The sequence below is a fragment of the Flavobacterium sp. RSP15 genome (genome assembly GCF_003968755.1).
Classification (GTDB): Bacteria; Bacteroidota; Bacteroidia; order Flavobacteriales; family Flavobacteriaceae; genus Flavobacterium.
Genome location: NZ_RYDL01000002.1, coordinates 277552 through 304350, shown reverse-complemented (window position 1 = coordinate 304350; position 26799 = coordinate 277552). Strand labels below are relative to the sequence as shown.

Below are 26799 nucleotides of genomic sequence, written 5' to 3'. Positions count from 1 at the left end.
TTATTTATGAAAATAACCCTAGATAATATAATTTATTCCAATGTTACCCAAGGCGGTGTTTCTAATTATTGGTTTGAATTGTCAAAATATCTTTTAGAAAATCAAGAAGATCAAGTCTCGTTTTATGAGGAATACAATTGTAAATTAAATTTTCATAGACAACAACTCTTAATCCCAGAGAACAAAATAATCCTTAATAACTCACTTATAAAGTCTTCCATAAAAAGAAGGTTATCCCCGGTTGAGATAAAGACTAAAGATTATTTTTTGTATCATTCCAGTTATTACAGGCCAGTAACTGGGAGTGTTTTTTTTTCTGAGATTACTACTTTACACGACTTTACCCATAATTATTATTCCAGTTTTATTAAAAGACTAGTGCATAATAAGATGAAATATAGTGCTATTAAAAGATCAAAAGGAATAATTTGTATTTCAGGAAACACATACCAGGATTTAAAAAAATTCTGTAGCCCAAGTAAGAATCAAAAAGTTGCGATTATCTATAATGGAGTAAGTAATGACTATTATCCACTTATTGAGGAACGATATGCATCAGAGAAGTATTTAAATGCTATTGGTATTGATGACCCTTATGTGTTATTTGTGGGAGGTAGAATAAATTATAAAAACTTCTCCTTTGTAATCAAACTTTTAAAAGAAATACCCGCGATTAAACTTGTTATAGTGGGCCCTAGTTTGACTAGAAGTGAGCTGAATTTATTTGACAAAGAAACGTTAAAACGAACCTGTGTTGTAAGTGACGTAAAAAATTCAGAATTAAACATACTGTATAACTTTGCGCATGCCTTACTTTATCCTTCAAGTTACGAAGGTTTTGGTATTCCTATAATTGAGGCAATGAAAGCGGGTTGCCCAGTACTTGCTCTGCAAAACTCCTCTATTATGGAAGTTTCTGGAGAGGCCGCCATTTTATTCAAGGAGTTAAACATAGGGTTATTTAAAAAAGCATTGGCTAGACTGTCTGAATCAAACTTTAGAAAAGAAATAACAGAAAAAGGCTTTCTTCAAGCGGAATTTTTTAGTTGGGACAAATGCTGTAAAGAAACCTATGAGTTTTATAAAGAGATTTATTAATAACCCGATTCCTTAAAAAAGAAAAAATTAATGAATTTTTGTTTTTTTATTATCTTTATAATAAATATAAAACAACCAGATAAACATAAAGAATTCAGGAGGAAAATAGGTTCCATCTCTCAAAAGCTTGAGCAATATATAAATAAAAATTCCCTGAGCGAAGTATAATTCTTCTGATTGAAAACACTTTGAGGCTTTATAAAGGACAAATACTAAAAAAAGAAAACCTAAAATTCCAAACTCAGAACAAATTCTTGTAAATAAAGAATTAGCGTCAAAGGAATTAGCCGTTTCTTTTTTTTGCGTTCTCAGATACTCCGGGGGCCTCATTTCTTTTAAATATCGTTTCGTGTGCATATAATGATGGCTTCCTATTCCACTTCCTAAAGGGTGATCCGTAGTGTTCTTTTTGGCGATGTATAAATTACTGATTAAAACATAAGAACTTAGATTAGTATCTTCGTTAAATTTCCCGGTATTAATCACATTCAATGAATTATACGTATCATCGACGCGGAGTTTGAAAAAAGGGAATTCTCTATAAACAAAGAAAAAGATCATGGCAACTACAGGTATTAATGTCATGAAAATCCCCGCTCTTTTCATGGTTAAATTAGGGATTATAAACATTAATGCACAACCAATATATCCTAATGAAGAATTAGAGAGTATAAGAGTGCCAAATACGATTGAAAAATTTATATAATTTTTATCTTTCAAATAATAATAACAAGCCGGAATAATTACGATTACATAATGAGCAGGTTCCTTGAAAATACTTTGCAAACGGCCGTCATTTAAATTGATATTTAAAAAGTATAGCGGATAGCCAATGACAGCAACAAAAAAAGCAATTTTGAGATACATATTCATTATTTCTTCTTTTTTGTAAAGAGAAATAAAATTGTAATAATAAGTTCCAATGATTGTGATGCCAATAATTTGTGAAACCATATAATTGTATGGAATACCAATAATGGAATACATTAGAAAACCATGGAATAAAAAAAATAAAAGTAATACTGCAAAATAAAGGTTTAAAGCAATTTTTTTTATTTTAAATAATAAATAATAATTTACAAGTAAGATCAAATAGAGGAATTTCCAATCGATAACAAAATTAAAGAAGAACGCTTCTGTAAAAATGGCAAATACGGAAGAGAAAAGTAGGTATTTCTTTATTGAAATTTTCATTACACAATAGTTCTTATTTATAAAAGATGCCGTCGACTTCTAGCTGTTTTCCTGTTTCCTTGTCATAAAAACCATTTTCTAAGGCAAGTAATTCATACCCCAGTACATTCAATTTGTTTTTCATCTTGTCAAAAGTGACTGCGCCATCATAAGATGGAATAAAAGCCATTTCTATTTGAATTCCCTTAACATGCTTCAATGAATCCTTAGCTCCAAGTAATACCATTTCTTCGTATCCTTGGGTATCTATTTTCATATAGATATTTTTATGTTTTAAATTCAAAGTATCAAAAACAGTATCTAATTTATGAATACCTATAATTTCTACAGCAATAGACCTTGCTGCAGGAGCACTTAAGGTAAGCTGCGGAAGCGGATTAAGAAGAGAACTGCTTACAGAGTTTTTAGCAATGTTTATGCTAGTTTGTCCGTCTCTTTCTCCGATGGAGTAATTGAATACCGTCCACTTAGGATCATTAGACGAAATTTTTTTAAGCGCATCAAATGCTTTTTTCATAGGCTCAAAAGAAATAATTTCACCATTGAAGCCCAAATTTCTCATCTCGGCACCATATTGTCCAATATTAGCCCCAATATCGATAATAACATTGATATCATGATGTTGTAATAATGCGATCCTTCTTGAAAGCTCGTCAGTTGGATATTTTATGATTTCAATTCTAAAGAAGGAATTTAAAAAGCGTTTTAATTGTAATAAAAAACTTTTATTCTCGTAGATAAACTTATTCATTTTTTTTAATGTTTGAAACTATTTTATAGGCTTCTAGGGGCTGTACGATACACCATACTAAAAGACACGTTACTGACGATAAAACAACACTTGAAAGCCCAAAATTTAGTTTTATAAATAGATAAGAGAGTGGAACTTTCAAAACAACACTTAAGGCTAAAAGTACTAAATAACTCTTTAAATTTCCAATGCCGTTAAAAAAGTAACTGTAGAAAGTGGTAAATATTCGTAATGCTGTCATTATTGCAACGACGATTAGTAAAAAATGTGGTACAATAAAATCGTTAGATATCCAAATTTTCATAATTGGATTTGCAAGCACTAAACACAAAGCAATGCCCAAAAGCAATAACGGATAAATAGTATTAAATTTTCTGAAACTTTTTTCCAGCCAAATTTTGTTTTTCTCTAAATATTTGTTTGCAAATAAGGACCATAAAGGAGCCATTCCCGCTGTTAAAATCATTAAAGGAAACTGAAAATATTTAGTAACAATTTCATAAAGCACAATTTCTTTGGGACCAAAAAAATAAGCCAGAATATAATTATCAGATGAAAACAGGAATAAAGTTCCCACTTGAATAAGCATATATTTAGAACCTAAAGAGTACATACTTTTTCTATATTGTTTTGGGGTTTTTTGAGTACTAAAAAGACTGAAGTTTTCGGTTTTGAAAAAATAGACTGAATAGATACTATTTATCACTATGCACACTATTCCATTAATACAACTGATTAAATAAAGTTTAGATTCTGCTTTTAATGATGGAAAAAAAACAAAAGGAACAACTAAAAAAAGCAAAAAAACAATTTGGTTCACGGCTATGGATTGCTCTGCAAACTTTCCTTTATGCACACTAATGAACAATGCTTTATGGGTGTTTAGTACAAAATTGACACAAAAGAAAAATATATTAATCAGAAATAACTTGATTACAAAAGTGCGTTCAAATGAAATATTTAATAGGTTATGAATATCAAAGAGGAGAAATAGTGCAGTAAATAATAAAAACACGACGAGAGAAATATAACAACAAATTAGATAAGTCGATTTTATATACGCATTGATTAATGGTGTATTACCGGTATGTTGTAATTTGGGAATTTCCGTTTTTAGAACACTCGACAGACCAAAATCCATCAATAAAATCCATTGAAATAATGTGAAAACTAAGATCCAAACGCCATAATTAGTACTGCCTAAATATAGAATTAGTAATGGTATGGAAATAAATAGACATAAGCCTGAGATTGCTTTATAAAAAGCACTCATAAAAAGATGGTTATTTAGCAAGAATCGTAATTGATTCATTTTTATTTTTGAGTAATTAAGAGTTTCCTTGAGGGGACATTTTTTTCTATTTTTCTAACTTTAGGGTATTCGTTAGTATTGTTCTCAATATTTTGTATTAATTAAAAATAGCCTTACAAAGGATAAAAAAGCTATTCGATTAGTTTTTTATTTTTGAGTGGATGTAGTCTTTTTTAAAAAGAGCTTGCAAATTATATTTTTAGATGATGAAATCCTATTATTATCATAAGAATTTGTTAATTGTTTTTTTATACCTTGCACGCATAAATTTGACTTATGAAAAGAATACTTATTACAGGAGCAGCTGGGTTTTTAGGGTCACATCTTTGTGATCGTTTTATAAAAGAAGGTTATTTTGTTATTGGTATGGATAATCTTATAACGGGAGATCTGAAAAACATAGCACATTTATTCAAACTTGAAAACTTTGAATTTTACCACCATGACATCACTAAATTTGTTTATGTTCCGGGTGATTTAGATTATATCCTACATTTTGCTTCACCAGCAAGTCCCATAGATTACTTAAAAATTCCAATACAAACTTTAAAAGTGGGTTCTTTAGGAACACATAATCTTTTAGGTTTGGCACGTGTGAAAAAATCAAGAATTCTTATCGCATCGACTTCTGAAGTTTATGGAGATCCTTTAGTGCATCCCCAAACTGAGGAATATTACGGCAATGTAAATACCATAGGCCCAAGAGGGGTTTACGATGAAGCCAAACGGTTTCAGGAATCAATAACTATGGCATATCATACGTTTCATGCTGTAGAAACCAGAATCGTTCGAATCTTTAATACCTACGGGCCCAGAATGAGATTAAATGACGGTAGGGTTATCCCCGCCTTTATTGGGCAGGCACTTCGTGGCGAAGACCTGACCATTTTTGGAGACGGAATGCAAACCCGCTCCTTTTGTTATGTCGATGATCAAGTTGAAGGAATCTATAGATTGCTACATTCGGATTATACGCTTCCTGTAAATATTGGTAATCCGGATGAAATTACGATCAAAGATTTTGCATCGGAGATCATTAAGTTAACAGGAACAAATCAGAAAGTTGTTTATTTTCCATTACCCATTAATGATCCTTTACAAAGACAGCCGGATATCACAAAAGCTAAAAACTTGTTAGGTTGGGAAGCAAAAGTGAATCGTGCCGAAGGAATGAAAATAACCTATGATTATTTTAAATCATTATCAAAAGAAGAACTCTCGAAAGAGGAACACAAAGATTTTACTAGCTATATAAAATAGTAGTATGCTCTATCTCTGTTTGTATCTACAAAGTGTATACTAAAAGATATAAAAAATTGTGCAAATAATTGAGTACTCATAAATAAAGAGATCGAAAATAAGTTAATAAGGGAAATAATTCTTATGATTTAGGAAAAAATAGCCTGAGAAAAACTTCATTATTAATACAATCAGTTTTTAAAAAATAGCATATAATAAATCAATTAGGATATATTCGTTAAATTATGACTGCATCTAAAATAGGAAGGTATTCAAAATACATACGACCCTTCAGCATTTTTATAGACTTAATGGTAATCACCTTAATGAGTTTATTTTTCCTAAACATTTCTAATACAAATGTCAGCTACTTTATTATTTATCAAATTTTGGGTTGGCTTTTAGTTTCTTTTTTTATGAAATTTTATGAAATCTATCGTTTTACGCCACCCCCTGACATTATTTCAAAAATTGTTAAACAAGGTGTCGTGTTCCTTTTAGTTATTATTGCTTTTTTTCCATTTTCCAAAGAAGTTATTTTTAACGGAAAAGCTATTGTCCTTTTTATTATTTCCAGTCTGTTATTAATTACATTGTCAAAATTTTTATTGTTTTATTATTTAAAAGAATATAGAATAATCACCGGACTCAATTTTAGGAGCGCCATAATAATAGGGTATTCTCCGGAGGCCATTCGCCTCAAAGAACTTTTTGAAACTAGAAACGATTACGGATATCGCTTTTTAGGATATTTTTCGGATAAAAATTCCAATAAAAACATAACTGGAAAGATAATAGATATAAAGTCCTTTGTCCTGGAAAATCAAGTGGATGAAATCTATTGCTCCTTAAATGAAATGCCTAATGAAAGTGTAGAAGATCTGATTGATTTTGCGGATGAGAATAATAAAACAATTAAATTTATTCCAGATACAAAAGAAATTTTCTCTAAAAGTTTAAAGATAGATTTTTATGAAATTTTCCCCGTTCTCTCCCTACAGAAAACAACCCTTCACGAACCGGTAAATAAAATAGTTAAAAGACTTTTTGATATTATTTTTTCACTGATTATTATTTTTGGACTCCTGTCTTGGATAATTCCCATTCTGGCTATTTTAATTAAATTAGAGTCAAGAGGGCCTGTTTTTTTTAAACAGGGTCGGCCGGGCATTGACGCAAATGAATTTTTTTGTTATAAGTTTCGTTCTATGAAAATCAATAAAACAACAGAAAAAGAGGCTTCTAAAAATGATCCACGTGTTACTAGGATTGGTAAGTTTATAAGAAAAACAAGTATTGATGAAATGCCTCAGTTTTTAAATGTACTTCTTGGTGAGATGTCCGTCGTGGGTCCCAGACCACATCTTTGGTCTCAAAATATTGTATATGGGAATAAGATAAAAAAATATATGGTTCGTCATTGTGTAAAACCCGGAATTACGGGCTTAGCTCAAGTGAGTGGTTTTAGAGGAGAAATTGAAACGGACAATGATATGATAAACAGAATAAAATTCGATATTTTTTACATAGAAAATTGGTCTTTAGTGCTGGATTTGAAAATAATTATTCAAACTATTTTCAATATATTTAAAGGCGAAGAAAAAGCATATTAATAATGGGAAAACCATTGGTATCCATAATTACGCCGTCATTCAACTCCGAAAAATTCATTGTGGAATCGATTCAATCTGTTCAGAATCAAACCTATAAAAACTGGGAAATGATTATTGTAGACGACTGCTCTACGGATAAAACGGTATCTATAGTTGAAGAAATCAAAAAAAAAGACAGCAGAATCCACCTTTTTAAACTTATAAAAAACTCAGGAACCGGAATTGCCAGAAGTACCGCTTTGGCTCAAGCTAATGGGAAATTTATTGCTTTTTTAGACGCGGATGATTTGTGGAAACCCGAAAAACTAGACAAACAACTTAATTTTATGAAAGTGAATAAGCTTCCTTTCACATTTTCATTTTATGATTGCATAAACGAAAGGGGAAACTCTTTAAACAAAAGAATTGAAGCGCCATTGCATCTTTCCTACCAACAGTTATTTTTTTGTAATTATATAGGGAATCTTACGGGAATCTATGAAGCTAATTACTTTGGAAAAATCGCTGTTTCCTCGATTCGAAAACGCCAGGACTGGATACAATGGCTTACAGTACTCAAAAAAATAAAAACGGCACAGCCCGTTCCGGAAAGTTTAGCTTATTATCGCATCCGGGAAAATTCTATTTCGGCTTCTAAAATAGAGTTAGTAAAGCATAATTTTGCCGTGTACAGAACGCATCATCGTTTGAATTTAATTAGCGCAACACTTTGCATGATTGGGTTTTTATTTACGCAGTTAATTCTCAAACCACGTTATTCCAAGACCATTAAAGCATCGATTTAAATTGCTTCAATTTGCCTCGATTGCTTCTTTCTAAACTATTTTTTTGGATAAAAATAAATTTTAAATTCGGTTCGAGATATTGTTCAATGGCCTTTTCAATTTTTTCAATTTGTTCCAAATTTAATTCGGTTTCACTGACATATTCAATTTCAAAAGTATCTATTTTGGTTTGTTTTATCAGAAATTCTTTCACGTTTCCGTCGTCTTCGATGATGCTTTTTGTCACATAATAAAAGGTAAGTCCAGGTGATTTTTTCCCGCTGGGTAAAATGGCAACATCATTGGTCCGGCCTATTAATTTCTTGAGAATGGGTTTCTGTAATGTGCTTTTTTCGTCTAGAATTCCAAGATCGCCAATGTCATAGCGAATAAAAGGATGTGCTTTATTGAACAAGGAAGTAATCACGATTCGGCCTGAAGTACCATTTGGAACAACTCGATTATTTTCATCCAAAATTTCCACAAATAACGTTTCTGAATTCACTTGCCATTTTCCTTCCTTATTCTGAAAAGCAATCAAATCAAGTTCTGATGCACCGTATTCATTGACAATAGGAATGCCAAATTGTTTTTCCAATAGGAGTTTGTCTTCTTCAAAAAGCATTTCAGAAGTTACCATACACACTTTCAAACTCGGACAAATTGCAGATAATACGATGTTTTTCTTTTGTAAAAATTTAGCAAACAAAACAATGGAACTTGTATACCCATTGATATAATCGAATTTTTTTGTTCGAAAATGATTCAAAAATCCTTCTAAAACAGCATCTGATAAATCAAAAATGGAGAACCGAAACCGATGGCTCAAAAAATCCTTGAAACGTTCTTTTTTGTTGCCAATAAAGTCCAACGGAATTCCATAAAAACGCGCTTGATAGGAAGTATTAAAATCAATTTCATACCAGCCAAAACGATACATGTTTGACGCCCAAGTCAACGCATGACAAAATTTATCTTGTGCAAAAATAAAAGGAGTACCGCTGGAACCGGACGTTTTATTGATGTAACTGTTTTTCGCGGAATAGCCTTCCGAAAGCCGTTCCTTTAAAGGTTTTTGTAAGTTTTTTTTATTTAAAGTCGGTAAGTCTTCCCAGTTTGTAAAAGTTGTATTTCCAACTAAATCTTTGTAAAAAGCATTATTTTGCAAATGAAAATGGACAATTTCCACTTTTTTATTTGCAACGAAAACTTCAAGTTCTGTTTCAGAAAAGGCTACAATTTTTTGCAATTCGGCTTTAGCCTCCTTCATTGGAAAACCATTTAGCTGTAGCGATAAGTCGAAAAGTGGGAGCATTTTAAAGTGATAATTCATCAAAAATAATATTTACCAACAACTAATGACAGACAACGAACAACTTTTTAAAAATTAATTATTTTTTACGTACAAAAGCAATTATTTTTGCACTATAACTAAACACAACTACACATGACAATTTTACTACTGGGTTCGGGCGGAAGAGAACATGCTTTTGCGTGGAAAATGATTCAAAGTCCGCTTTGTGACACACTTTTTGTAGCACCAGGAAATGCTGGAACAGCTTCAATAGCTACTAATGTGGCTATTAGCCCAACTGATTTTGAAGCTATAAAAACGTTTGTTCTTCAGGAAAAAGTAGCAATGGTTGTGGTAGGACCAGAAGATCCTTTGGTAAAAGGGATTTATGATTTCTTTCTAAACGATGCTACATTAAGTCATATTCCGGTTATCGGTCCATCAAAAATGGGGGCACAACTGGAAGGAAGTAAAGAATTTGCCAAAGAATTTCTAATAAAACATAATATTCCAACGGCTGCTTACGATAGTTTTACTGCTGAAACAGTAGAAAAAGGATGTAAATTCCTAGAAACATTGGAACCGCCGTATGTTTTGAAAGCAGATGGTTTAGCTGCCGGAAAAGGGGTGTTGATTATTCAAGATTTGGCAGAAGCCAAAGAAGAATTAAGAAATATGCTCGTGCATCAAAAATTTGGTGCCGCCAGTTCTAAAGTCGTTATCGAAGAATTTCTGGATGGTATAGAATTAAGCTGTTTCGTTCTTACGGATGGAAAAAACTATAAAATCCTGCCAACTGCCAAAGATTATAAGCGTATAGGTGATGGTGATACAGGTTTAAATACAGGCGGAATGGGAGCCGTTTCTCCAGTTCCTTATGTTGATGCTGTTTTGATGGAAAAAATAGAAACACGCATTGTAAAACCTACAATTGACGGTTTCCAGAAAGACGGAATTGCATATAAAGGCTTTGTTTTTATTGGATTGATTAATGTAAAAAATGAGCCAATCGTAATAGAATATAATGTGAGAATGGGTGATCCGGAAACTGAGGTGGTTATACCGAGATTGAAAACGGATTTAGTAGAATTATTTTTGGCTGTAGCCAATGAAAAACTAAACGAAATTAATCTGGAAATTGATGAAAGAAGTGCTACTACCATTATGGTTGTTTCCGGTGGATATCCGGAGGAATTCGAAAAAGGAAAAGTAATTTCAGGATTAGAAACCATTGAAGATTCGATTGTTTTTCACGCAGGAACTACACTCGATAACGGAAATGTGGTTTCTAACGGAGGAAGGGTTTTGACTGTAACTTCGTATGGAAATGATTTTGAAGAAGCCATAAAAAAATCCTACCAAAACATAGACAAGCTACATTTTGATAAGATGTATTTTAGAAAAGATATTGGAAACGACTTAAAATAGTTTCCAGTTATCGCTCATTTTTAATTCTTATTTTAAGAAAGAGTGAGCGGTAGTATCTTGTTTTTCTGTTCCTGCTTCTTCAAAAATTTTCAATTGTTTGATCCAATATACCATTGCTGAGGCACAAATAATCATGAAAATCCAGTTAATTGTGTTTGCAGCAAACCAAGAGGTAAGCTCTAGTGAGCGTAAAAAGTCTAGAGGAGCAAATAAAATATTTACAAATAAGTATTGTATTCCTTCGAAAAATGCTTTCATAATGTATAAAATTAATTTTAGTAGTTGTCTTTTGGGAACTCTGACAGGTAAAAATTCTTATTTAGAAGAATCTTTTTGAACTTGCAGGGTTTGCTTTTTAAACAAGTATTATATTTACGAACACAAAAGTATAAAATATCCGTATGATAACAAGTATTTTTAGAAAATCTACACCATTAAATTTTTCATTGGTCGTAATTTTGATGCTGGTTTTCTTTTCTATATACCAATTTCAAGATTTATCGTGGGTGAATTCCTTTTTTTCGATCCTAAATAAAGCAGGATTGTTCTGTTTTGTAGTGGCTTCAGTTTTTATTACCGATTTTGTGGCCAAAAAAAATGGATTGAGCAAAGACAGTACCTACACGATTTTTTTTTACTTTTTGTTGTTGCTTTTTTCCCCAACTATATTCGACAATACAAATCTGATTATTTCGAATTTCTTCATTTTATTAGCCCTACGTCGATTGATTTCATTGCAGTCCCTGAAAGCTTCTAAAGAAAAAATATTTGATGCCTCATTGTGGGTTTTTCTGGCTGCTTTATTTCATTTTTGGAGCATAATCTTTATCGTATTGGTTTTTATATCTATAATTTTTCATGTTTCCAGAGATTATAGAAACTGGATGTTGCCTTTTATTGCTTTTTTTATTGCAGGAATTATGTTTCTGCTTTTTGCAACAGTTTTCAACCTGAATGTGGTTGATTACGTTTTGAAAAGTGTAAAAATTAATTTTAAAATTGATTATTTCACTACCAATTATCAAAACGGCGCCTTGTCTATTTATGCAACAATCGCGCTATTTTTTCTGGTTTCGATGTTTGCCACATTATCTAACAGGCCACAAGTGGTGCACACTTCTTTCAAAAAAATTGTTGCTTCGTTTTTTATTGGGGTACTTATTTTTCTGATTTCATCAAATAAAAGCAGTGACTTATTAGTGTTTACATTTGCTCCTTTGGCCATTATGGCAACCAGTCACATTGAACTGCCTCAACTTAAACTAAAACAGGAAATGGTACTATTTGTGCTTATTGCCTGCAGCTTGTTTGCTTTTTTTACGCAATTATAGCTTTTCACCGTAGGCTAAATCACCTGCATCTCCTAAACCGGGAACAATATAACTGTGCTCATTTAGCTTTTCATCTAATGTAGCGACCCAAAGATGACAATTTTCCGGTAAATGTGCTTCCAGATGCGCGATGCCTTCCGGAGCAGCAATAACGACCGCAATGTGAATCTCTTTAGGTGTGCCTCTCTCCATCAATTTATTGTAAACCGCAACGATAGATTGACCGGTGGCAAGCATAGGATCTACTAGTACTAAATTTTTGTTGTTGATGTCAGAAATGGCCTCGTATTGCACAAGTATATCAAAGGAATCATCATGGTTTGGATGGTGCCTAAAAGCAGAAACGAAACCATTTTCGGCATAGTCAAAATAATTCAGAAAACCCAAATGTAATGGCAATCCGGCCCGTAGAATGGAACATAAAACCAATTGATCCTTGATTTCAGTGGTTTTTTTAAGGCCTAATGGTGTTTTGATTTCTACACTTTTATACTGTAATTCTTTACTCAATTCATACGCCATTATTTCACCAATACGTTCAATGTTTCTTCGGAAGCGCATGCTGTCATTGTGAACGTTCACATTTCTAATCTGCCCTAAAAAATGATTTAGGACGCTGTTTTCCTCTGATAAATAATGGATTTGCATGATCGTATTTTTGTATTTAAACTTATAGTTATTTTTATATGGTATAAAAGTATAAAAAGTATCTTTGTCTTTTAATATATAAAGATATGTTTTCAAAATTAGCGTACTCCGTATTCGAACAAAGTATCAACGATTATCATCAATTTGATAATGTGGATCAGCCCATAAATAATCCTTTCCCAAAGGATAAATTTGAACATTTGTTGTATCACAAAAACTGGATTGACACCGTGCAATGGCATTTTGAGGATATTATTCGGGATCCAAATATTGATCCGGTTGCCGCTTTGACCTTAAAAAGAAGAATCGATGCTTCTAATCAGGAACGTACCGATATGGTGGAATATATTGACAGTTATTTTCTTCAAAAATACAGTGCTGTAAAAGTAAAAGACCAAGCAAAAATCAACTCCGAAAGTCCGGCTTGGGCTTTTGATCGATTGTCGATTTTAGCCTTAAAAATTTATCACATGAATGAAGAAGCTACTCGTACAGAAGCTTCACAAGAGCACAGAGATAAATGTCAGGCTAAGTTGAATATTTTATTGGAACAAAGAACAGATTTGTCAACTGCCATTGATGATTTATTAACAGACATTGAAAATGGCAATAAATTCATGAAAGTGTACAAACAAATGAAAATGTACAACGATGATGATTTGAATCCTGTTTTGTACCAAAACAAGAAGTAATTTAAACCCTCTTTTGTCAAAAAAAATCCAACATATAGCCGTCATGAGGCTTTCCGCAATGGGAGATGTCGCCATGACGGTTCCTGTTTTACGCGCTTTTGTAAACCAGCATCCGAATGTTAAAATCACAGTGATTTCCAGACCGTTTTTCGAACCTTTTTTTGAAGGAATTCCGAATCTTTCTTTTTTTGCTTTCGATGAAAAAGTACGACACAAAGGGGTTGCAGGATTGTTGCGTTTGTTCCAAGATTTAAAAGGTTTAAACATTGATGCTTTTGCCGATTTACACAATGTCTTGCGCTCTAAAATCATCCGAAACCTTTTTGCTTTAAGCGGAAAAAAAGTAGCTTCTGCGGATAAAGGAAGAGCCGAGAAAAAAGCGCTGACCCAGCCAGAAAACAAAGTGTTCCAGCAACTCCCTACGATGTTCGAAAGACACGTTAAAGTATTTGAACAACTCGGTTTTACAATTAATTTATCACAACCTGAATTTCCTCAAAAAGCAATTTTGAGCCTAGAAATTCTTGCGATAATTGGAGAAAAAAACCAGAAATGGATTGGAATTGCTCCTTTTGCACAATACGATTCTAAAGTGTATCCGTTGGATTTAATGCAGGAAGTAATTGACAAATTAGCTCTGGACACAACCAATACCATTTTGCTTTTTGGCGGTGGAAAAAAGGAAATCGAAATCTTAGATTCGCTTGCTGCTAATAAAGAAAACATGATTGTTGTTGCGGGGCAACTCAAATTGCGACAGGAATTACAACTCATTAGCAATCTTGATGTAATGCTTTCCATGGATTCTGGGAATGCACATATTGCAGCAATGCTAGGCGTAAAAGTGATTACACTTTGGGGCGCGACGCATCCGTATGCAGGATTTTCACCGTTTAATCAGCCATTGGAAAATTCTTTGGTTTCCGATCGAAATATGTTTCCAAAATTACCGACTTCGGTTTACGGGAATAAAAAAGTAGCTGGTTATGAAGATGCGATGCGTACGATTTTGCCGGGGACAGTAGTTTTAAAAATAAAAATGTTTTTTTGAACCATTAAGGGATTAAGAGATTTAAGATTTAATGAAAATTAATTCTTTAATGTTTCAAGAATTCAAAGCCAAATTTTTTCGTCTTGACATCGCTTCAAAACATATCTTTTTAAATTCGAAATGGTTTCCTGATAATTTGGAGCATCATACCCAAAACGTTTGTGCTCGGCTTGTTCTTTTTCGAAAGTTGGGATAGTTGGCTAATTCCTGACAAGATTCTAATAGTTGTTTATAATATTTATTAGCTTGTTTTTCTGAACATTCTTCATAAGTATACTCCCAGATTTCAGCTAAATCATTTACAGCTAAATTTGTCAAATAATATTTAGCCATTTGCTCTTTTCTTTGCTTGTAACGTTTCTAGGTGATTTTTTGGGTCAAAGTCTTTTGCAAGTCCACTATCGATTCCTTCCTGAATGGCATTTTTTAATAGTAGAACTTTATCTTCTTCTTCTTCTTCTAGCATACGAAGACCAGCCCGAATTACCTCACTTGCATTTTGAAACCGACCTTTTGAAATACTTTTTTCGACAAAAATTTCAAAATGATTTCCTAAAGAGACGGATGTATTCTTTCCCATGATTTTTTAATTTTTTACTAAAGTACCAAAAATTGGTAACAATTGAAATGTTAGTTCTGAAAATTTAACTTAACATCAAAGAGAATTAATCATTTGAGCGATTCCAATTAGGATCATTCCAATTCCAGCAAGATTTCCTTGCCATGTTTTTGTATTCTTCGAAAAAAACTTGGACAAATGCAAATCTGTACTAATGTCTTTTCTCAAATATACCAAAATTACCATTCCTAAAATAATAAAGCCTATTCACCAAAACATAGCATTCAATTTTAAGTTAATCAATGATTTCCAGTTTCTTTTAGCACAATTTTTGAGCGTTACCTGCTGACTTTTATATGTGTTTAAGGTCATACATGGGTACTCTAAATTATATGTACTACTTTGTGATAATAATTTATCGAAATATCGTGTGGATTTTGACCGTACTATTATACTACAAATCAAAACCTCCCTTAAAATAAAAAAACTTCCCTTTTCAGAGAAGTTTTCGTTATCATTTAGACTATTTCCTAAACATCATCATAATCCACATAAATAGTTTCAGAAGTTGGATGTGCTTGACAGGTAAGAATCAAACCATCGGCGATTTCTTTATCGGTTAGGATGGAGTTTTTCGTCATTTCGGCAGTTCCGGAGGTAATGCGAGCCAGACAGCTGCTGCAAATTCCGCCTTGGCAGGAGTACGGAGCATCAAGGCCTTGTTTTAAAGCGGCATCAAGAACGGTTTGTTTTTGTGACATTTCAAAAGTCGTTTCCTCATCATCTACCATAATGGTGATTTTGGTATGTCCACCCAATGATTTTTTTATTTGATTTTCTTCGGCAGACGGAGTGAAAAGTTCAAATTTTATAGCCGATTCCTTGACATTATTTTCTTTTAAAACATCCGAAACCGTATTGATCATTGTTTCCGGACCACACAAATAGAATTTTTCGAATTCTAATTCTTTGTGTTTATTTTTCAAAATGAAGTTGACGGTTGATTTTTCAATTCTGCCGAATAATTCACCTTCAATTTTGGACTGACTGTATACATAGTGAACAAAGAAACGAGCTACATATTTTTGTTGTAAATCATGTAATAGTTGGTGAAACATGGTTTCTTCTGGAGTTTTATTTCCGTAAACCAAGATAAAACTGCTTTTAGGTTCGCTGCTGAGAACACTTTGAATGATGGATAAAACCGGAGTAATTCCGCTTCCGGCTACAAAAGCTGCATAATTTCTGGCGCGATCCGCATCAGCAACAAAGGTAAATTTTCCTTCTGGAGTTCCTACTTCCAGGGTATCTCCCGCTTTTAGTTTTGTATTAGCCAATTGAGAAAATGCACCACCTTTTACGGCTTTTACCGCAATTCGCAATTCGCCGCTTTCCGGAGAAGAACAAATGGAATACGCACGACGGATCTCTTCACCGTCAAGTTTCAATTTTAAGGTTGTGTATTGACCAGCCAGATAGGTATAAAAAGCTTTAAATTCTAATGGGACGTTAAATAAGACCGAAACCGAGTCTGTGGTTTCTCGTTTAACTTCTTTAATGTTTAATTTATAGAATGACGACATGATGTTTTTTTTGCAAATATAGTAAACAGAATAGGTTTTTTGAATTCAAAATATTTGAAATTTAACATACATCACTAAGTTATGTATAAGTTTCTTATGTATATTTGATTTTCAAAATGAGATTGCTTCGTGCCTCGCAATGACAAAAAAATGAAAAACTCACAATTATACAAAGGAAGTCTGAATACGATTATCATGAAATTGCTCGAAGAAAACGGCAAGATGTACGGATATGAAATCACTCAGAAAGTAAAGTTAATTACCCAAGGCGAACTCAACATCACCGAAGGTGCTTTGTATCCGGCCTTGCACAAACTGGAAGCCGAAGGTTTGCTGGATGTGGAAATTGAAAAAGTGGATAACCGCATGCGTAAATATTACAAACTCACGGAAAGCGGCCAGAAAGAAACCGTAAACCGACTCTCAGAACTTGAAGATTTCATCCGGAATATGCAGAGTTTAGTGAGTACAAAACCGAATTTAGAATTTTAATTTTTTGAAGATGAAACTAACCGCCGAACAAATAGACCAACTTTACCTTTTTACCCGTCAGCATTATGTAGAATATTACGATTTGCAAACGGAATTAGTCGATCATTTGGCAAATGCCATTGAAACTGAATGGCAGCAGAATCCCAAGCTTACTTTTGACGAAGTTCTACATAAAGAGTTCAGGAAGTTTGGCGTTTTTGGTTTTATGGATGTGGTAGAAAGTCGGCAAACAGCTCTAGGGAAAAAATACAATCGTATTGTATGGAGTCATTTCAAAGGGTTTTTTACCATACCTAAAATTATATTAACTGGGTTTTTGATTTTAGCAGTGTTTTATTTTCTTAAAGAATATTATACAAAAGAGATTTTTACCGCAACGATGCTTTTTTTAATTAGTAGTATGCTGCCTTTTTTGTTTTTTGAAAACAGAAAAATGAAGAAGCGCAAGCAGGAAACGGGAAAAATTTGGCTTTTTGAAAAGATAATATCTAATTATGGAACTTTTCCGTGGTTAATGATTTTGCCCATTCATTTTTTTAATATCATTAGAATTGATCGAATTTCAAATCCAAGTGACTTGGCACTATTTTGCATGACCTTGTTTATAGTCTCAATGTCTTTGGCGATTTTCATTGTATTAAAAATAATCCCATCTAAAGCTGAGGCCTATTTAAAACAAACCTATCCGGAATATAAATTAGAAAATTTGTAACGTTTTCTCATTTTGACTACCTACTATAAAACCAAAAGAACCAAACTATGATTCAAAAATTTCTTTATCTCGAATGGAAAGCATTTTTTAGGTCAGCTTCCTTCGCAACTAATTTGGCTTTGAAAATCCTGATGGGTTTTGTTGCCATTTATTTCATTTTAATTTTCTTGGCATTAGGAGTCGGGGCTTTTTATATTCTGAAGAAAATGAATCTGGATCCAATTGTTACCGTAAATCAATTCCTGATTTATTATGTGTTGATGGATTTAATCATCCGATTGCTGTTGCAAAAAATTCCTGTAATGAACATTCGCCCCATGTTAATTTTCCCCATAAAAAAATCCACGATTGTTCATTTCTCACTAGGGAAGACGGTTTTGTCCTTCTTCAATTTGGTGCACTGTTTTTTCCTGATTCCGTTTTGTGTTGTTTTAATTATCGAAGGCTATGATGTAGTTTCCGTAATGCTTTGGTACACTGCAATCTTTTCTTTGCTATTTACCAACAATTTTCTGAATATTCTACTGAGTAATAAAGACAATTTATTTGCCATTTTCTTAGCACTAGCTGCTATTTTAGGAGGATTACACTATTACGGACTCTTTAATATTACGGAGTTTACAGCGCCATTTTTTAATGCTATTTTCAATACGTATTGGGCTTTTGCCATTCCGGTTTTGGTTTTAATCGTGCTATATTATATTACTTTTCAGTATTTCAAAAAGAATTTATACCTCGATGCGGGGTTGTCAAACAAACATGATGAAGCCAAAACAGAAGAGCTGACTTGGTTAAACCAATTTGGAACCATAGGAACCTTCTTGAAAAACGACATAAAATTAATCAAAAGAAACAAACGTTCTAAAACCACTGTGGGATTGAGCGTCATGTTCCTTTTTTATGGCTTTCTTTTCTTTACTAATGGGATTGAAGCGTATAATAATCCTATAATGCATATTTTTGCAGGGATATTCGTTTCGGGTGGATTCTTAATCACTTTCGGACAATTTGTACCGAGTTGGGACAGCGCGTATTATCCATTAATGATGACGCAAAACATTCCGTACAAAGGCTATTTGAGTTCGAAGTGGTGGCTGATGGTAATTGCTACAATTGTGACTACAACCATTGCTTCGTTTTATCTTTACTTTGGATGGCAGGTATATTTAACCATTGTTGTGGGTGCCATTTATAACATTGGAGTCAATTCTCATTTAGTTTTATTGGGTGGCGCGTACACTAAAACACCAATCGATTTGAGTTCCGGGAAAGGCGCTTTTGGAGATAAAAAAGCATTCAATGTAAAAACGATGCTAATTTCACTGCCGCAATTAGGATTGCCCGTTTTACTGTATTGGGCCGGTTCTACTCTAGCCGGTGCTAATGTGGGATTAGCCATAGTGGCTTCGGCAGGAGTAATAGGTTTTGCATTCAAAGACAAAGTTTTTACCTTGATTGAAAAAATCTATAAATCAGAGAAATACGCAACCATTGCGGCTTACAAACAAAAAGGATAAATAGCAATCACATTATCCAAACAACCAGTTAACCGACTAAACTTCAAAAAATGATACAAGTAAACAACCTTTCGAAAACATACAACGGAACAACCGTATTAAAAATAGATACTTTAGAAATAAAAAAAGGCGAAAGCTTTGGATTAGTAGGGAATAACGGAGCCGGAAAAACCACTTTTTTCAGTCTTTTATTAGATTTAATTCAGCCATCAACGGGAAATATTATCAACAATGACATTCAGGTAAACACCAGCGAAAACTGGAAACCGTTCACCGCTTCTTTCTTGGACGAAAGCTTTCTCATTGGGTACTTGACGCCCGAAGAATATTTTTATTTCATTGGCGATTTACGCGGACAAAACAAAGCCGATGTGGATGCTTTACTGGCAACACACGAAGAGTTTTTCAACGGAGAAATCCTCAATAACAAGAAATATTTACGCGATTTATCCAAGGGGAACCAGAAAAAAGTAGGCATCATCGCCACTTTAATTGGGAATCCGGAAGTCATTATTCTGGATGAGCCGTTTGCCAATTTAGATCCCACGACCCAATTTCGATTAAAAAAAATCATCAAGGATTTAGCGGATAATCCGGAAGTAACCGTTCTGGTTTCTAGCCACGATTTACTGCACACCGTTGAGGTCAGCAACAGGATTGTTGCGCTGCACAAAGGCGAAGTGGTCAAAGACATTCAAACTTCGGAGGAAACCTTAAAGGAATTAGAACTATTTTTTGCCGTTTAAAATTCAACGCAACAGTCGTAGACTAAACTTTTACCGCTAATTTGCTAATTGCATTTATTAATTTAAATGTTCAGTTTGCGAATTAGCGGTTTTTTTTGGGCGTAACCCTCCGTGATTGCTTCGTCGTTCCTCCTCGCAACTTCGGGTCGGGCTGTACGCTGTATCCACGCTAAAAAGCGAGGGATGCCGCTTCCATCCCTTACGCACGATAGGAAAACCGAAATATAACACCATAATTTTCACGATAGCAAAAAGAAATGTATTTTTACCACTAAATATACTAAAACGGGTATTTACTAGTTAATTGATAAAAAACGTTTTCCATTGAAAATCAATAGATTCAAGCAGTTATTTTTCTTTTTCTTTTTTTCTTTTTTGGTAGCCTGTTCTACCAAGAGAGATACTTTTATGGCAAGAAATTCACACGCGTTAAGTACCAAGTATAATATTTTATATAACGGTCAAGTAGGATTGGATAAAGGAGTTCTGGCGGTAAATGCCAATAGCGATGATGATTTTTGGCAACTTCTGCCGGTAGAAAAAATGCAAATTGTAGAAGATTTTACTTCCACAACAAAACCTAAAAATACCGATTTTGAATTGGCAGAAGCCAAAGCGACCAAAGCCATTCAAAAACATTCGATGAACATTGGTGGCAGAGAAAAAAACAGTCAAATAGACGAAGCGTATCTGATGCTTGGAAAAGCCAGGTATTACGACCAGCGATTTGTTCCGGCACTCGATGCTTTCAATTACATTCTCTACAAATATCCAAACAGCAGCAAGATTTATGAAGCCAAAATTTGGCGGGAAAAAACAAACATGCGTCTGGGAAATGATGCTTTGGTCATAAAAAACATTAGTAAATTAGTAGAAGATCACGACCTTAAAAATCAAGTTTTTGCGGATGCAAATGCCCTTTTGGCCGCTTCTTTTTTTAATTTAGAAGAAAAAGACAGCGCTGTTGCTAAGATCAAAAACGCGATTGAATACACTAAAATAAATCAGGAAAAAGCACGATACCGTTTTGTTTTGGGACAACTGTATCAGGGATTAGGATACAAAGACAGCGCGGTTGCTTCCTATCAATCCGTGATTGACATGAACCGAAAATCCGAAAGAAGATTTGTCATTCAGGCGCATGCCAAAAAAGCCGAATTGTTTGATTATGAAAAGGGAGATTTTAATTCTTTTGTTGAAACTTACGATGAATTAATAGAAGACAGAGAAAACAGGCCTTATAAAGATATGATTTTTCATCAAATGGCAGTGTTTTATGATAAACAAAACAGACAGGAACAAGCCTTAGATTTTTATAACGCCTCGTTAAAGACCAGTTCAAAAGACACCTATTTAGTAGCTTCAAATTATAGAAATTTAGGAAACCTGTATTTTAGAAATGCGGATTATCCTGTGGCGGCAAAATATTATGACAGTACCTTGGTTAAATTGAATACAAAATCAAGGGAGTTTAATAAAATACAAAAAATAAGAAGCAATCTCGATGAGGTGATTTTGTATGAAGCGCTTGCAAAGCGAAATGACAGCATTCTGAATGTGGTGGCGATGAACCCTGTGGATCGTCAAACTTATTTTGAAAAGTATATCGTTCAACTAAAAGAAAAAGAGGAAGTCAAAAGACTTTTAGCGGAGCAAAATAAAGCAAAACAGGAAAATATAGAGCGGAATAATTCGATTGGATCGGGAGATCCGGCTTCAGATCAAGAGTCCGCAAAACCCATTCGGATATCACCCATGATGCCACCAACCATTCCCAGCGAGACGACCCAATCAGCGGGTAGTTTCTATTTTTATAATCCTACAACAGTTGCTTTTGGAAAAGTAGACTTCAAGAAAAATTGGGGAGAAAGGACTTTAAATGGGAATTGGAGACTTTCATCAGGAAATGCTAACCCAACTTTGGGTGCTGCTTCGGTTGAGGACAGTCAATCCGTTGAAAAGAAAACGGAATCAAATAAAATTATAGAAGAACATACACCAGATTTTTACCTGAAACAGCTTCCTACGGCACAAATCGAGGTAGACAGTATAGCCAAAGAACGTAATTTTGCTTACTATCAATTGGGTATTATTTATAAGGAAAAATTCAAAGAAAATAGTTTGGCTATTGCAAAATTGGAACAATTATTAAACAATAATCCAGAGGAAAAACTGGTGCTTCCAGCGATGTATAATTTGTATAAATTATATCAAATCACCGATGTAAACATGGCAACTACGATGAAAAAGGAGATAACAATTCGGTTTCCGGATTCGCGTTATGCACAAATAATTAACAACACCAATCCGGATGCAATTTCTCAAACCGAAACCCCGGAAAGCGTCTATGCTAAGTGGTATAAAGCATTCCAAGAAGAGCAATTTATTGCCGTTATAGAGCATTCAGACAGCTTGATTACTCAATTTTCAGGCGAGGATATTGTATCTAAATTCGAATTGCTCAAAGCAAGTGCCATTGGAAAACTAAAAGGTGTGACGGCCTACAAAAACGCATTACAAGAGGTGGCTGATAATTATCCAAATAGCGAAGAAGGCAAAGGAGCACAGGTTATTTTGAATGACCAAATCCCGTTTTTAGAGAAAATGGAGTTGAATACAACGGATTCAAATAATTGGAAAATTCTATATCAAGTAGGTTCTCGTGACGATAAAAATACAAAAGCAGTGGAAGAAAAAATCAAAATGTTCATAGCCAGTGAAAATCTTCAGAAACTATATTATTCCTATGATATTTATACGGAGAAAGAAAATTTCATTACCATTCACGGTATAAAATCACGGGTTTATGCAACTGACATAACATTGGTTTTAGCAGAGAACATAAAATATAAAATCACGGATGCCGCAATAGTGGTTTCAGGTGAAAACTACAAAGTAATCCAAATCAAGAAAAATCTCGAAACGTATTTGGTACCAAAAAAGCAATAATTATGTTTGATAAAAAAGCAAAATCCTATACCGATCTTTTAGGAAAAACGAATCGGATTGTTGAAGGAACTACGATAAAAGGCGATATTATTTCGCAGGCTGATTTTAGATTAGACGGAAATTTAATTGGTAATTTTCAGTCAGAAGGAAAAATAGTGATTGGACCCGCAGGAAGTGTCACTGGAGATATTGTATGCAAAAATGCGGACATCGAAGGAAAATTTGAAGGTAAAATTCAGGTAACCGAAGTATTGAATGTAAAATCAAAGGCCAGTATTCATGGAGAAGTTATTGTAGGGAAATTAGCAGTAGAGCCAGGCGCTGATTTTAGTGCATCTTGTGCCATGAAAACAAATATTAAAAATGTAATGCAAAACGATGGACAACAAACCACCTCCGAAAAGAGCGAATAAATGGCTGCAGTTCATTAATATTCCAATTCAAATGGGAGTTATCATATTTTTGTTTTCCTATCTTGGGGACTGGTTAGACGAGAATTATCCCCATCCAAGAGTATATTACAGTAAAATTGTAGTGATGGTTGGCGTGGTTTTGGCATTGTACAATGTAATCCGTCAGGTAAACGAAATCAATAAAACGCAGTAATTTTTCAAAATAAAAAGCGTAAAACCAATCGTAACACGTTCCGATTTTACAAATTAAAATAACGTTGCGCCTGAGTGCCTTTGCGGCAAAAAACAAATACAATGAATTTAAAAAAATACAAACCACTGCTGCCTTTATTGGTGCTTGCGGGATTGGCTTACGGTATTCATAGAGTTGTTTTTTATGTTTTGCACATAAATGACACCACTTTTTACTATTCGATAGAAACCCTATACCTGCTGTTCTTGGCGTTGTCAATTATGGTATTTGTGGTTTTGCTGAAAGTGAAAGAACGAAGTTTTGATAATGTAGGCATGTCATTTCTTTTGAGCACCAGTATCAAAATGATAGTTTGTTATTTGATTTTAAAGCCTATATTGCGGGTTACAATTGAAATTAAATCAGTAGAGAAAATTAATTTTTTTATGATGTTTATTCTCTTTTTGGCAATCGAAACGATATTAACAATACGTATCTTAAACGAAAAGCAATAAATATATTTTTTAAGGAACAAATCCATCAAAAATAATTTTTTATATTCTTTTGCATATTAATAAAAGATGTACATTTGCACCAAATTTCAGAAACGTAATAAATTAAGATAATTAACTGTTATGGTGATTTCAAACAAACCACTTAGATTCATAGTAGCGACTTTAGTAGCGTGTCTTCCTTTAATTAGTTTTGCAAATCCGGAACAGGATTCTGTGAAAGTAAAAACAGAAGTTGCTCATGAGGCAGCTGAAGGAGCTCATGCTGAACCAACAGATGTAAAATCTGAAATTAAGGAATTTATCAATCATCACCTTTTAGATTCACATTCTTTTACCTTTAATGCGGATAAAGAATCAGGATCACATAATGGTTTCTCATTGCCTGTTATCCTTTGGGACAATGGTTTGCAAGTATTTTCTTCTTCAAAATTTCATTATGGTGAAGAAACAGCAGAACACAATGGAAACTTCTACGTATTGCACCACGAAAAAATATACAAAACAGCTGCGGACGGAACTTTAACAGAAGGCGAACATGGTCATCCTACTAATGTAACGCCACTTGATTTATCCATCACTAAAAGTGTGGTTGGTATTTTGTTTGTCGCCATTTTAATGTTTATCTTGTTTAAAGGTTTAGCAAAATCATATACTAAAAACGGAGGAATTGCTTCAGGAGCCGGACGCATATTTGAACCGATTGTTTTGTATGTCAGAGACGAAATTGCTATACCAAATATTGGAGAAAAAAATTATAAGAAATACATGAGTTACTTGTTAACGATATTTTTCTTTATTTTATTTCTAAACATTTTAGGGTTAACGCCACTGGGATTCAATATAACGGGAAATATTGCTATAACAGCATCGCTGGCTATTTTGACGTATGTAATTACCACTTTCTCAGCCAATAAAAATTACTGGGCACACATTTTCTGGATGCCAGGGGTGCCAACTCCAATGAAATTTATTTTGGCGCCAATTGAATTATTGGGAACCATCATCAAACCATTTTCATTAATGATCCGTTTGTACGCTAATATTTTAGCAGGACACGTAGTTTTGATGAGTATCATTGGTTTAATGTTTATTTTTAAAAGTTGGATTGGAAGCAGTTTGTCATTTGGATTGGCATTTGTGCTTATGATTCTTGAAATATTAGTAGCTTTTTTACAAGCGTATATTTTCACTATGTTATCCGCACTTTATTTTGGAGCAGGAAACGAAGAGCATCATCACGAAGAGGCTCACCATTAAGTCGAAAGTCAAACGTTGAAAGTTTAAAAGTCACCTTAACTTTATGACATTCGACCTTACAACTTTAGACTATTAATAAAAATGTTTAATTTTTAATTTATATATTATGGAAATTCCAACTATTGTAGGAGCAGGTTTAATCGTTATCGGAGCGGGTTTAGGTATTGGTAGAATTGGTGGTTCAGCAATGGACGCTATTGCTCGTCAACCAGAAGCTTCTGGAAAAATCCAAACAGCTATGCTTATCGCAGCTGCACTTATTGAAGGTATTGGTTTTGCTGCGTTATTCGCATCTTAATTAAAACTAAAAAAAACAATAGTTACAACGGTTGGTTGTAACTATTGTTTTTAAAATTAAAACATTACAAATTGCGATTAAAAGCAATTCATACTTTAAAATTTATAATTAGATATAATGGATAAGTTAATAAATGATTTTTCGTTTGGTTTGTTTATTTGGCAAATAGTAATATTTGTAGGATTGATATTCTTGTTAAAAAAATTCGCTTGGAAACCAATTCTGGATGCAGTTAATGATAGAGAAGAAGGAATCAAAAATGCCTTACTATCTGCTGAAAACGCTAGAAAAGAAATGCAAAATCTTCAAGCTGACAACCAACGTATTTTACAAGAAGCAAGATTAGAGCGTGACAACATGCTTAAAGACGCTCGTGAAATAAAAGAGAAAATGGTTGCTGATGCAAAAAATGAAGCACAGGCTCAAGGATTAAAAATGATCGAGCAAGCGAAAGCAGCAATTGAAAGTGAAAAAAATGCAGCCATGGCCGAATTGAAATTACAAGTTTCAACATTGTCATTGAATATCGCAGAAAAAATATTGAAAGACGAATTATCTAACAAAGAAGCTCAAACTAAATTAGTTGAGAAAATGTTAGGTGATGTAAAGTTAAACTAACAATTATGGCAAGTACAAGAGCAGCAATTCGCTATGCAAAAGCAATTCTAGACTTAGCAAACTCAAAAGGTGTTGCCGAAGTTGTAAATAACGACATGAAATTGATTGCTTCGACAATTAAGGGTAATTTAGAATTGAGTACTTTTATTCAAAACCCGACCATGAAAGTGGAGGTAAAAGAAAAAGCACTGTTAGAAGTTTTTGCCGGTATAAATGGCGTAACTCAAGGGTTGTTTCATTTATTATTTGAAAACAAAAGATTCGAAATTCTAGAAGCAATTGCCATAGAGTACAGTAAATTATCGGATATTATGAATGGTATTGAAGTAGCGCAGGTTACTACAGCGATTCTTATGGATGCAGCATTAGAAGCTAAAGTTTTGGCTAAAATTGCAACCCTTTCGGATAAAAAAATCACAATAGAAAATATAGTAGATGCTTCAATCATTGGAGGATTTATTCTTAGAATAGGCGACAAGCAATACAATGCTTCAGTAGCCAACAGATTACAAGTATTAAAAAGAGAGTTAAGTAATTAGTTTTATTGCACATT

29 protein-coding genes are annotated in these 26799 nt (G+C 33.6%); 20 read left to right on the top strand and 9 right to left on the bottom strand.

Going from position 1 to position 26799, the window contains the following annotated elements; translation table 11 throughout:
* Window positions 1-6 precede the first annotated feature (6 nt).
* Entirely contained in the window at window positions 7-1098 is a 1092-nt protein-coding gene (locus EKM00_RS03745; protein WP_126515278.1) for a glycosyltransferase family 4 protein, read from the top strand.
* Window positions 1099-1125: 27 nt separating this feature from the next.
* Here EKM00_RS03745 and EKM00_RS03740 read toward each other — a convergent pair whose 3' ends face one another.
* From EKM00_RS03740 to EKM00_RS03730, 3 genes are read right to left on the bottom strand one after another with little or no spacing between them, the layout of a single operon-like run.
* Window positions 1126-2292 (bottom strand): O-antigen ligase family protein, encoded by a 1167-nt coding sequence (locus EKM00_RS03740; protein WP_126515277.1) that lies wholly within the window; start codon window positions 2290-2292, stop codon window positions 1126-1128.
* A gap of 13 nt (window positions 2293-2305) precedes the next feature.
* Window positions 2306-3043, bottom strand: coding sequence for an FkbM family methyltransferase (locus EKM00_RS03735; protein ID WP_126454966.1), 738 nt, complete (start codon window positions 3041-3043; stop codon window positions 2306-2308).
* Window positions 3036-3656 (bottom strand): lipopolysaccharide biosynthesis protein, encoded by a 621-nt coding sequence (locus tag EKM00_RS03730; RefSeq protein ID WP_233592231.1) that lies wholly within the window; start codon window positions 3654-3656, stop codon window positions 3036-3038. The genes EKM00_RS03735 and EKM00_RS03730 overlap by 8 nt, the downstream gene beginning before the upstream one ends.
* A 975-nt stretch (window positions 3657-4631) precedes the next feature.
* Between EKM00_RS03730 and EKM00_RS03725 the strand changes: the two genes are divergently transcribed.
* From EKM00_RS03725 to EKM00_RS03715, 3 genes are all read left to right on the top strand, one after another.
* Entirely contained in the window at window positions 4632-5615 is a 984-nt protein-coding gene (locus EKM00_RS03725; protein ID WP_126454970.1) for a UDP-glucuronic acid decarboxylase family protein, read from the top strand.
* Window positions 5616-5839: 224 nt separating this feature from the next.
* Window positions 5840-7207 (top strand): undecaprenyl-phosphate glucose phosphotransferase, encoded by a 1368-nt coding sequence (locus EKM00_RS03720; protein WP_126454972.1) that lies wholly within the window; start codon window positions 5840-5842, stop codon window positions 7205-7207.
* A gap of 2 nt (window positions 7208-7209) precedes the next feature.
* Window positions 7210-7992 carry a glycosyltransferase family 2 protein gene (locus tag EKM00_RS03715; RefSeq protein WP_126515275.1) on the top strand — a complete coding sequence of 261 codons (783 nt, stop codon included), beginning with the start codon at window positions 7210-7212 and terminating at the stop codon, window positions 7990-7992.
* On the opposite strand, the gene EKM00_RS03710 is transcribed toward EKM00_RS03715, so the two are convergent.
* On the bottom strand, window positions 7976-9286 hold the full coding sequence (locus EKM00_RS03710) for a phenylacetate--CoA ligase family protein (protein WP_126515274.1): 1311 nt from the start codon (window positions 9284-9286) through the stop codon (window positions 7976-7978). The two genes, EKM00_RS03715 and EKM00_RS03710, sit on opposite strands and share 17 nt — an antisense overlap.
* Before the next feature lie 132 nt (window positions 9287-9418).
* On the opposite strand from EKM00_RS03710, the gene purD reads away from it, so the two are divergent.
* A complete protein-coding gene (gene purD, locus EKM00_RS03705) occupies window positions 9419-10693 on the top strand; it encodes a phosphoribosylamine--glycine ligase (protein ID WP_126515273.1) in 1275 nt (424 codons plus the stop codon).
* 27 nt (window positions 10694-10720) lie between these two features.
* On the opposite strand, the gene EKM00_RS03700 is transcribed toward purD, so the two are convergent.
* A complete protein-coding gene (locus tag EKM00_RS03700) occupies window positions 10721-10951 on the bottom strand; it encodes a DUF6341 family protein (RefSeq protein WP_126454980.1) in 231 nt (76 codons plus the stop codon).
* 143 nt (window positions 10952-11094) lie between these two features.
* On the opposite strand from EKM00_RS03700, the gene EKM00_RS03695 reads away from it, so the two are divergent.
* A complete protein-coding gene (locus EKM00_RS03695; protein WP_126515272.1) occupies window positions 11095-12024 on the top strand; it encodes a DUF6427 family protein in 930 nt (309 codons plus the stop codon).
* Here the strand turns inward: EKM00_RS03695 and upp are convergent.
* Window positions 12019-12672: a uracil phosphoribosyltransferase gene (gene upp / locus EKM00_RS03690; RefSeq protein ID WP_126454984.1), complete on the bottom strand. Its 654-nt coding sequence runs from the start codon at window positions 12670-12672 to the stop codon at window positions 12019-12021. The two genes, EKM00_RS03695 and upp, sit on opposite strands and share 6 nt — an antisense overlap.
* An 86-nt stretch (window positions 12673-12758) precedes the next feature.
* On the opposite strand from upp, the gene EKM00_RS03685 reads away from it, so the two are divergent.
* Window positions 12759-13364: a DUF4254 domain-containing protein gene (locus tag EKM00_RS03685; protein ID WP_126457775.1), complete on the top strand. Its 606-nt coding sequence runs from the start codon at window positions 12759-12761 to the stop codon at window positions 13362-13364.
* Window positions 13365-13407: 43 nt separating this feature from the next.
* Window positions 13408-14415 carry a glycosyltransferase family 9 protein gene (locus EKM00_RS03680; RefSeq protein WP_126515271.1) on the top strand — a complete coding sequence of 336 codons (1008 nt, stop codon included), beginning with the start codon at window positions 13408-13410 and terminating at the stop codon, window positions 14413-14415.
* A 144-nt stretch (window positions 14416-14559) separates the two neighbouring features.
* On the opposite strand, the gene EKM00_RS03675 is transcribed toward EKM00_RS03680, so the two are convergent.
* The 3 genes from EKM00_RS03675 to EKM00_RS03665 form a co-directional block, all read right to left on the bottom strand.
* Complete coding sequence (locus EKM00_RS03675) at window positions 14560-14748, bottom strand: type II toxin-antitoxin system RelE/ParE family toxin (protein WP_126515270.1); 189 nt, start codon at window positions 14746-14748, stop codon at window positions 14560-14562.
* On the bottom strand, window positions 14741-14995 hold the full coding sequence (locus EKM00_RS03670) for a type II toxin-antitoxin system ParD family antitoxin (RefSeq protein WP_126454990.1): 255 nt from the start codon (window positions 14993-14995) through the stop codon (window positions 14741-14743). Before EKM00_RS03670 ends, EKM00_RS03675 begins: the two co-directional genes overlap by 8 nt.
* Before the next feature lie 509 nt (window positions 14996-15504).
* Window positions 15505-16557 (bottom strand): ferredoxin--NADP reductase, encoded by a 1053-nt coding sequence (locus EKM00_RS03665; RefSeq protein ID WP_126454992.1) that lies wholly within the window; start codon window positions 16555-16557, stop codon window positions 15505-15507.
* A 150-nt stretch (window positions 16558-16707) separates the two neighbouring features.
* On the opposite strand from EKM00_RS03665, the gene EKM00_RS03660 reads away from it, so the two are divergent.
* From EKM00_RS03660 to atpH, 12 genes are all read left to right on the top strand, one after another.
* A complete protein-coding gene (locus tag EKM00_RS03660; RefSeq protein ID WP_126515269.1) occupies window positions 16708-17049 on the top strand; it encodes a PadR family transcriptional regulator in 342 nt (113 codons plus the stop codon).
* Between the two features lie 10 nt (window positions 17050-17059).
* Complete coding sequence (locus EKM00_RS03655) at window positions 17060-17761, top strand: hypothetical protein (protein ID WP_126515268.1); 702 nt, start codon at window positions 17060-17062, stop codon at window positions 17759-17761.
* Window positions 17762-17808: 47 nt separating this feature from the next.
* Window positions 17809-19278, top strand: a complete 1470-nt coding sequence (locus tag EKM00_RS03650) for a DUF5687 family protein (RefSeq protein ID WP_126515267.1) — start codon at window positions 17809-17811, stop codon at window positions 19276-19278.
* Between the two features lie 50 nt (window positions 19279-19328).
* Window positions 19329-20024 carry an ABC transporter ATP-binding protein gene (locus EKM00_RS03645; RefSeq protein WP_126454999.1) on the top strand — a complete coding sequence of 232 codons (696 nt, stop codon included), beginning with the start codon at window positions 19329-19331 and terminating at the stop codon, window positions 20022-20024.
* 324 nt (window positions 20025-20348) lie between these two features.
* A complete protein-coding gene (gene porW / locus EKM00_RS03640) occupies window positions 20349-22973 on the top strand; it encodes a type IX secretion system periplasmic lipoprotein PorW/SprE (protein WP_370453917.1) in 2625 nt (874 codons plus the stop codon).
* Between the two features lie 2 nt (window positions 22974-22975).
* Window positions 22976-23386 (top strand): bactofilin family protein, encoded by a 411-nt coding sequence (locus tag EKM00_RS03635; protein WP_126455001.1) that lies wholly within the window; start codon window positions 22976-22978, stop codon window positions 23384-23386.
* Window positions 23352-23579, top strand: a complete 228-nt coding sequence (locus EKM00_RS03630) for an AtpZ/AtpI family protein (protein WP_126455003.1) — start codon at window positions 23352-23354, stop codon at window positions 23577-23579. The genes EKM00_RS03635 and EKM00_RS03630 overlap by 35 nt, the downstream gene beginning before the upstream one ends.
* A gap of 101 nt (window positions 23580-23680) precedes the next feature.
* Window positions 23681-24073: a hypothetical protein gene (locus EKM00_RS03625; RefSeq protein ID WP_126515266.1), complete on the top strand. Its 393-nt coding sequence runs from the start codon at window positions 23681-23683 to the stop codon at window positions 24071-24073.
* Window positions 24074-24193: 120 nt separating this feature from the next.
* On the top strand, window positions 24194-25330 hold the full coding sequence (gene atpB / locus EKM00_RS03620) for a F0F1 ATP synthase subunit A (protein WP_126515265.1): 1137 nt from the start codon (window positions 24194-24196) through the stop codon (window positions 25328-25330).
* A gap of 106 nt (window positions 25331-25436) precedes the next feature.
* Window positions 25437-25628 (top strand): ATP synthase F0 subunit C, encoded by a 192-nt coding sequence (gene atpE, locus EKM00_RS03615; protein WP_073353856.1) that lies wholly within the window; start codon window positions 25437-25439, stop codon window positions 25626-25628.
* A gap of 117 nt (window positions 25629-25745) precedes the next feature.
* The gene (locus tag EKM00_RS03610) at window positions 25746-26246 is read left to right on the top strand and encodes a F0F1 ATP synthase subunit B (protein ID WP_126455009.1); all 501 of its coding nucleotides are present in this window, start codon (window positions 25746-25748) and stop codon (window positions 26244-26246) included.
* Window positions 26247-26251: 5 nt separating this feature from the next.
* Window positions 26252-26785 (top strand): ATP synthase F1 subunit delta, encoded by a 534-nt coding sequence (gene atpH, locus EKM00_RS03605; protein ID WP_126455011.1) that lies wholly within the window; start codon window positions 26252-26254, stop codon window positions 26783-26785.
* Window positions 26786-26799 lie beyond the last annotated feature (14 nt).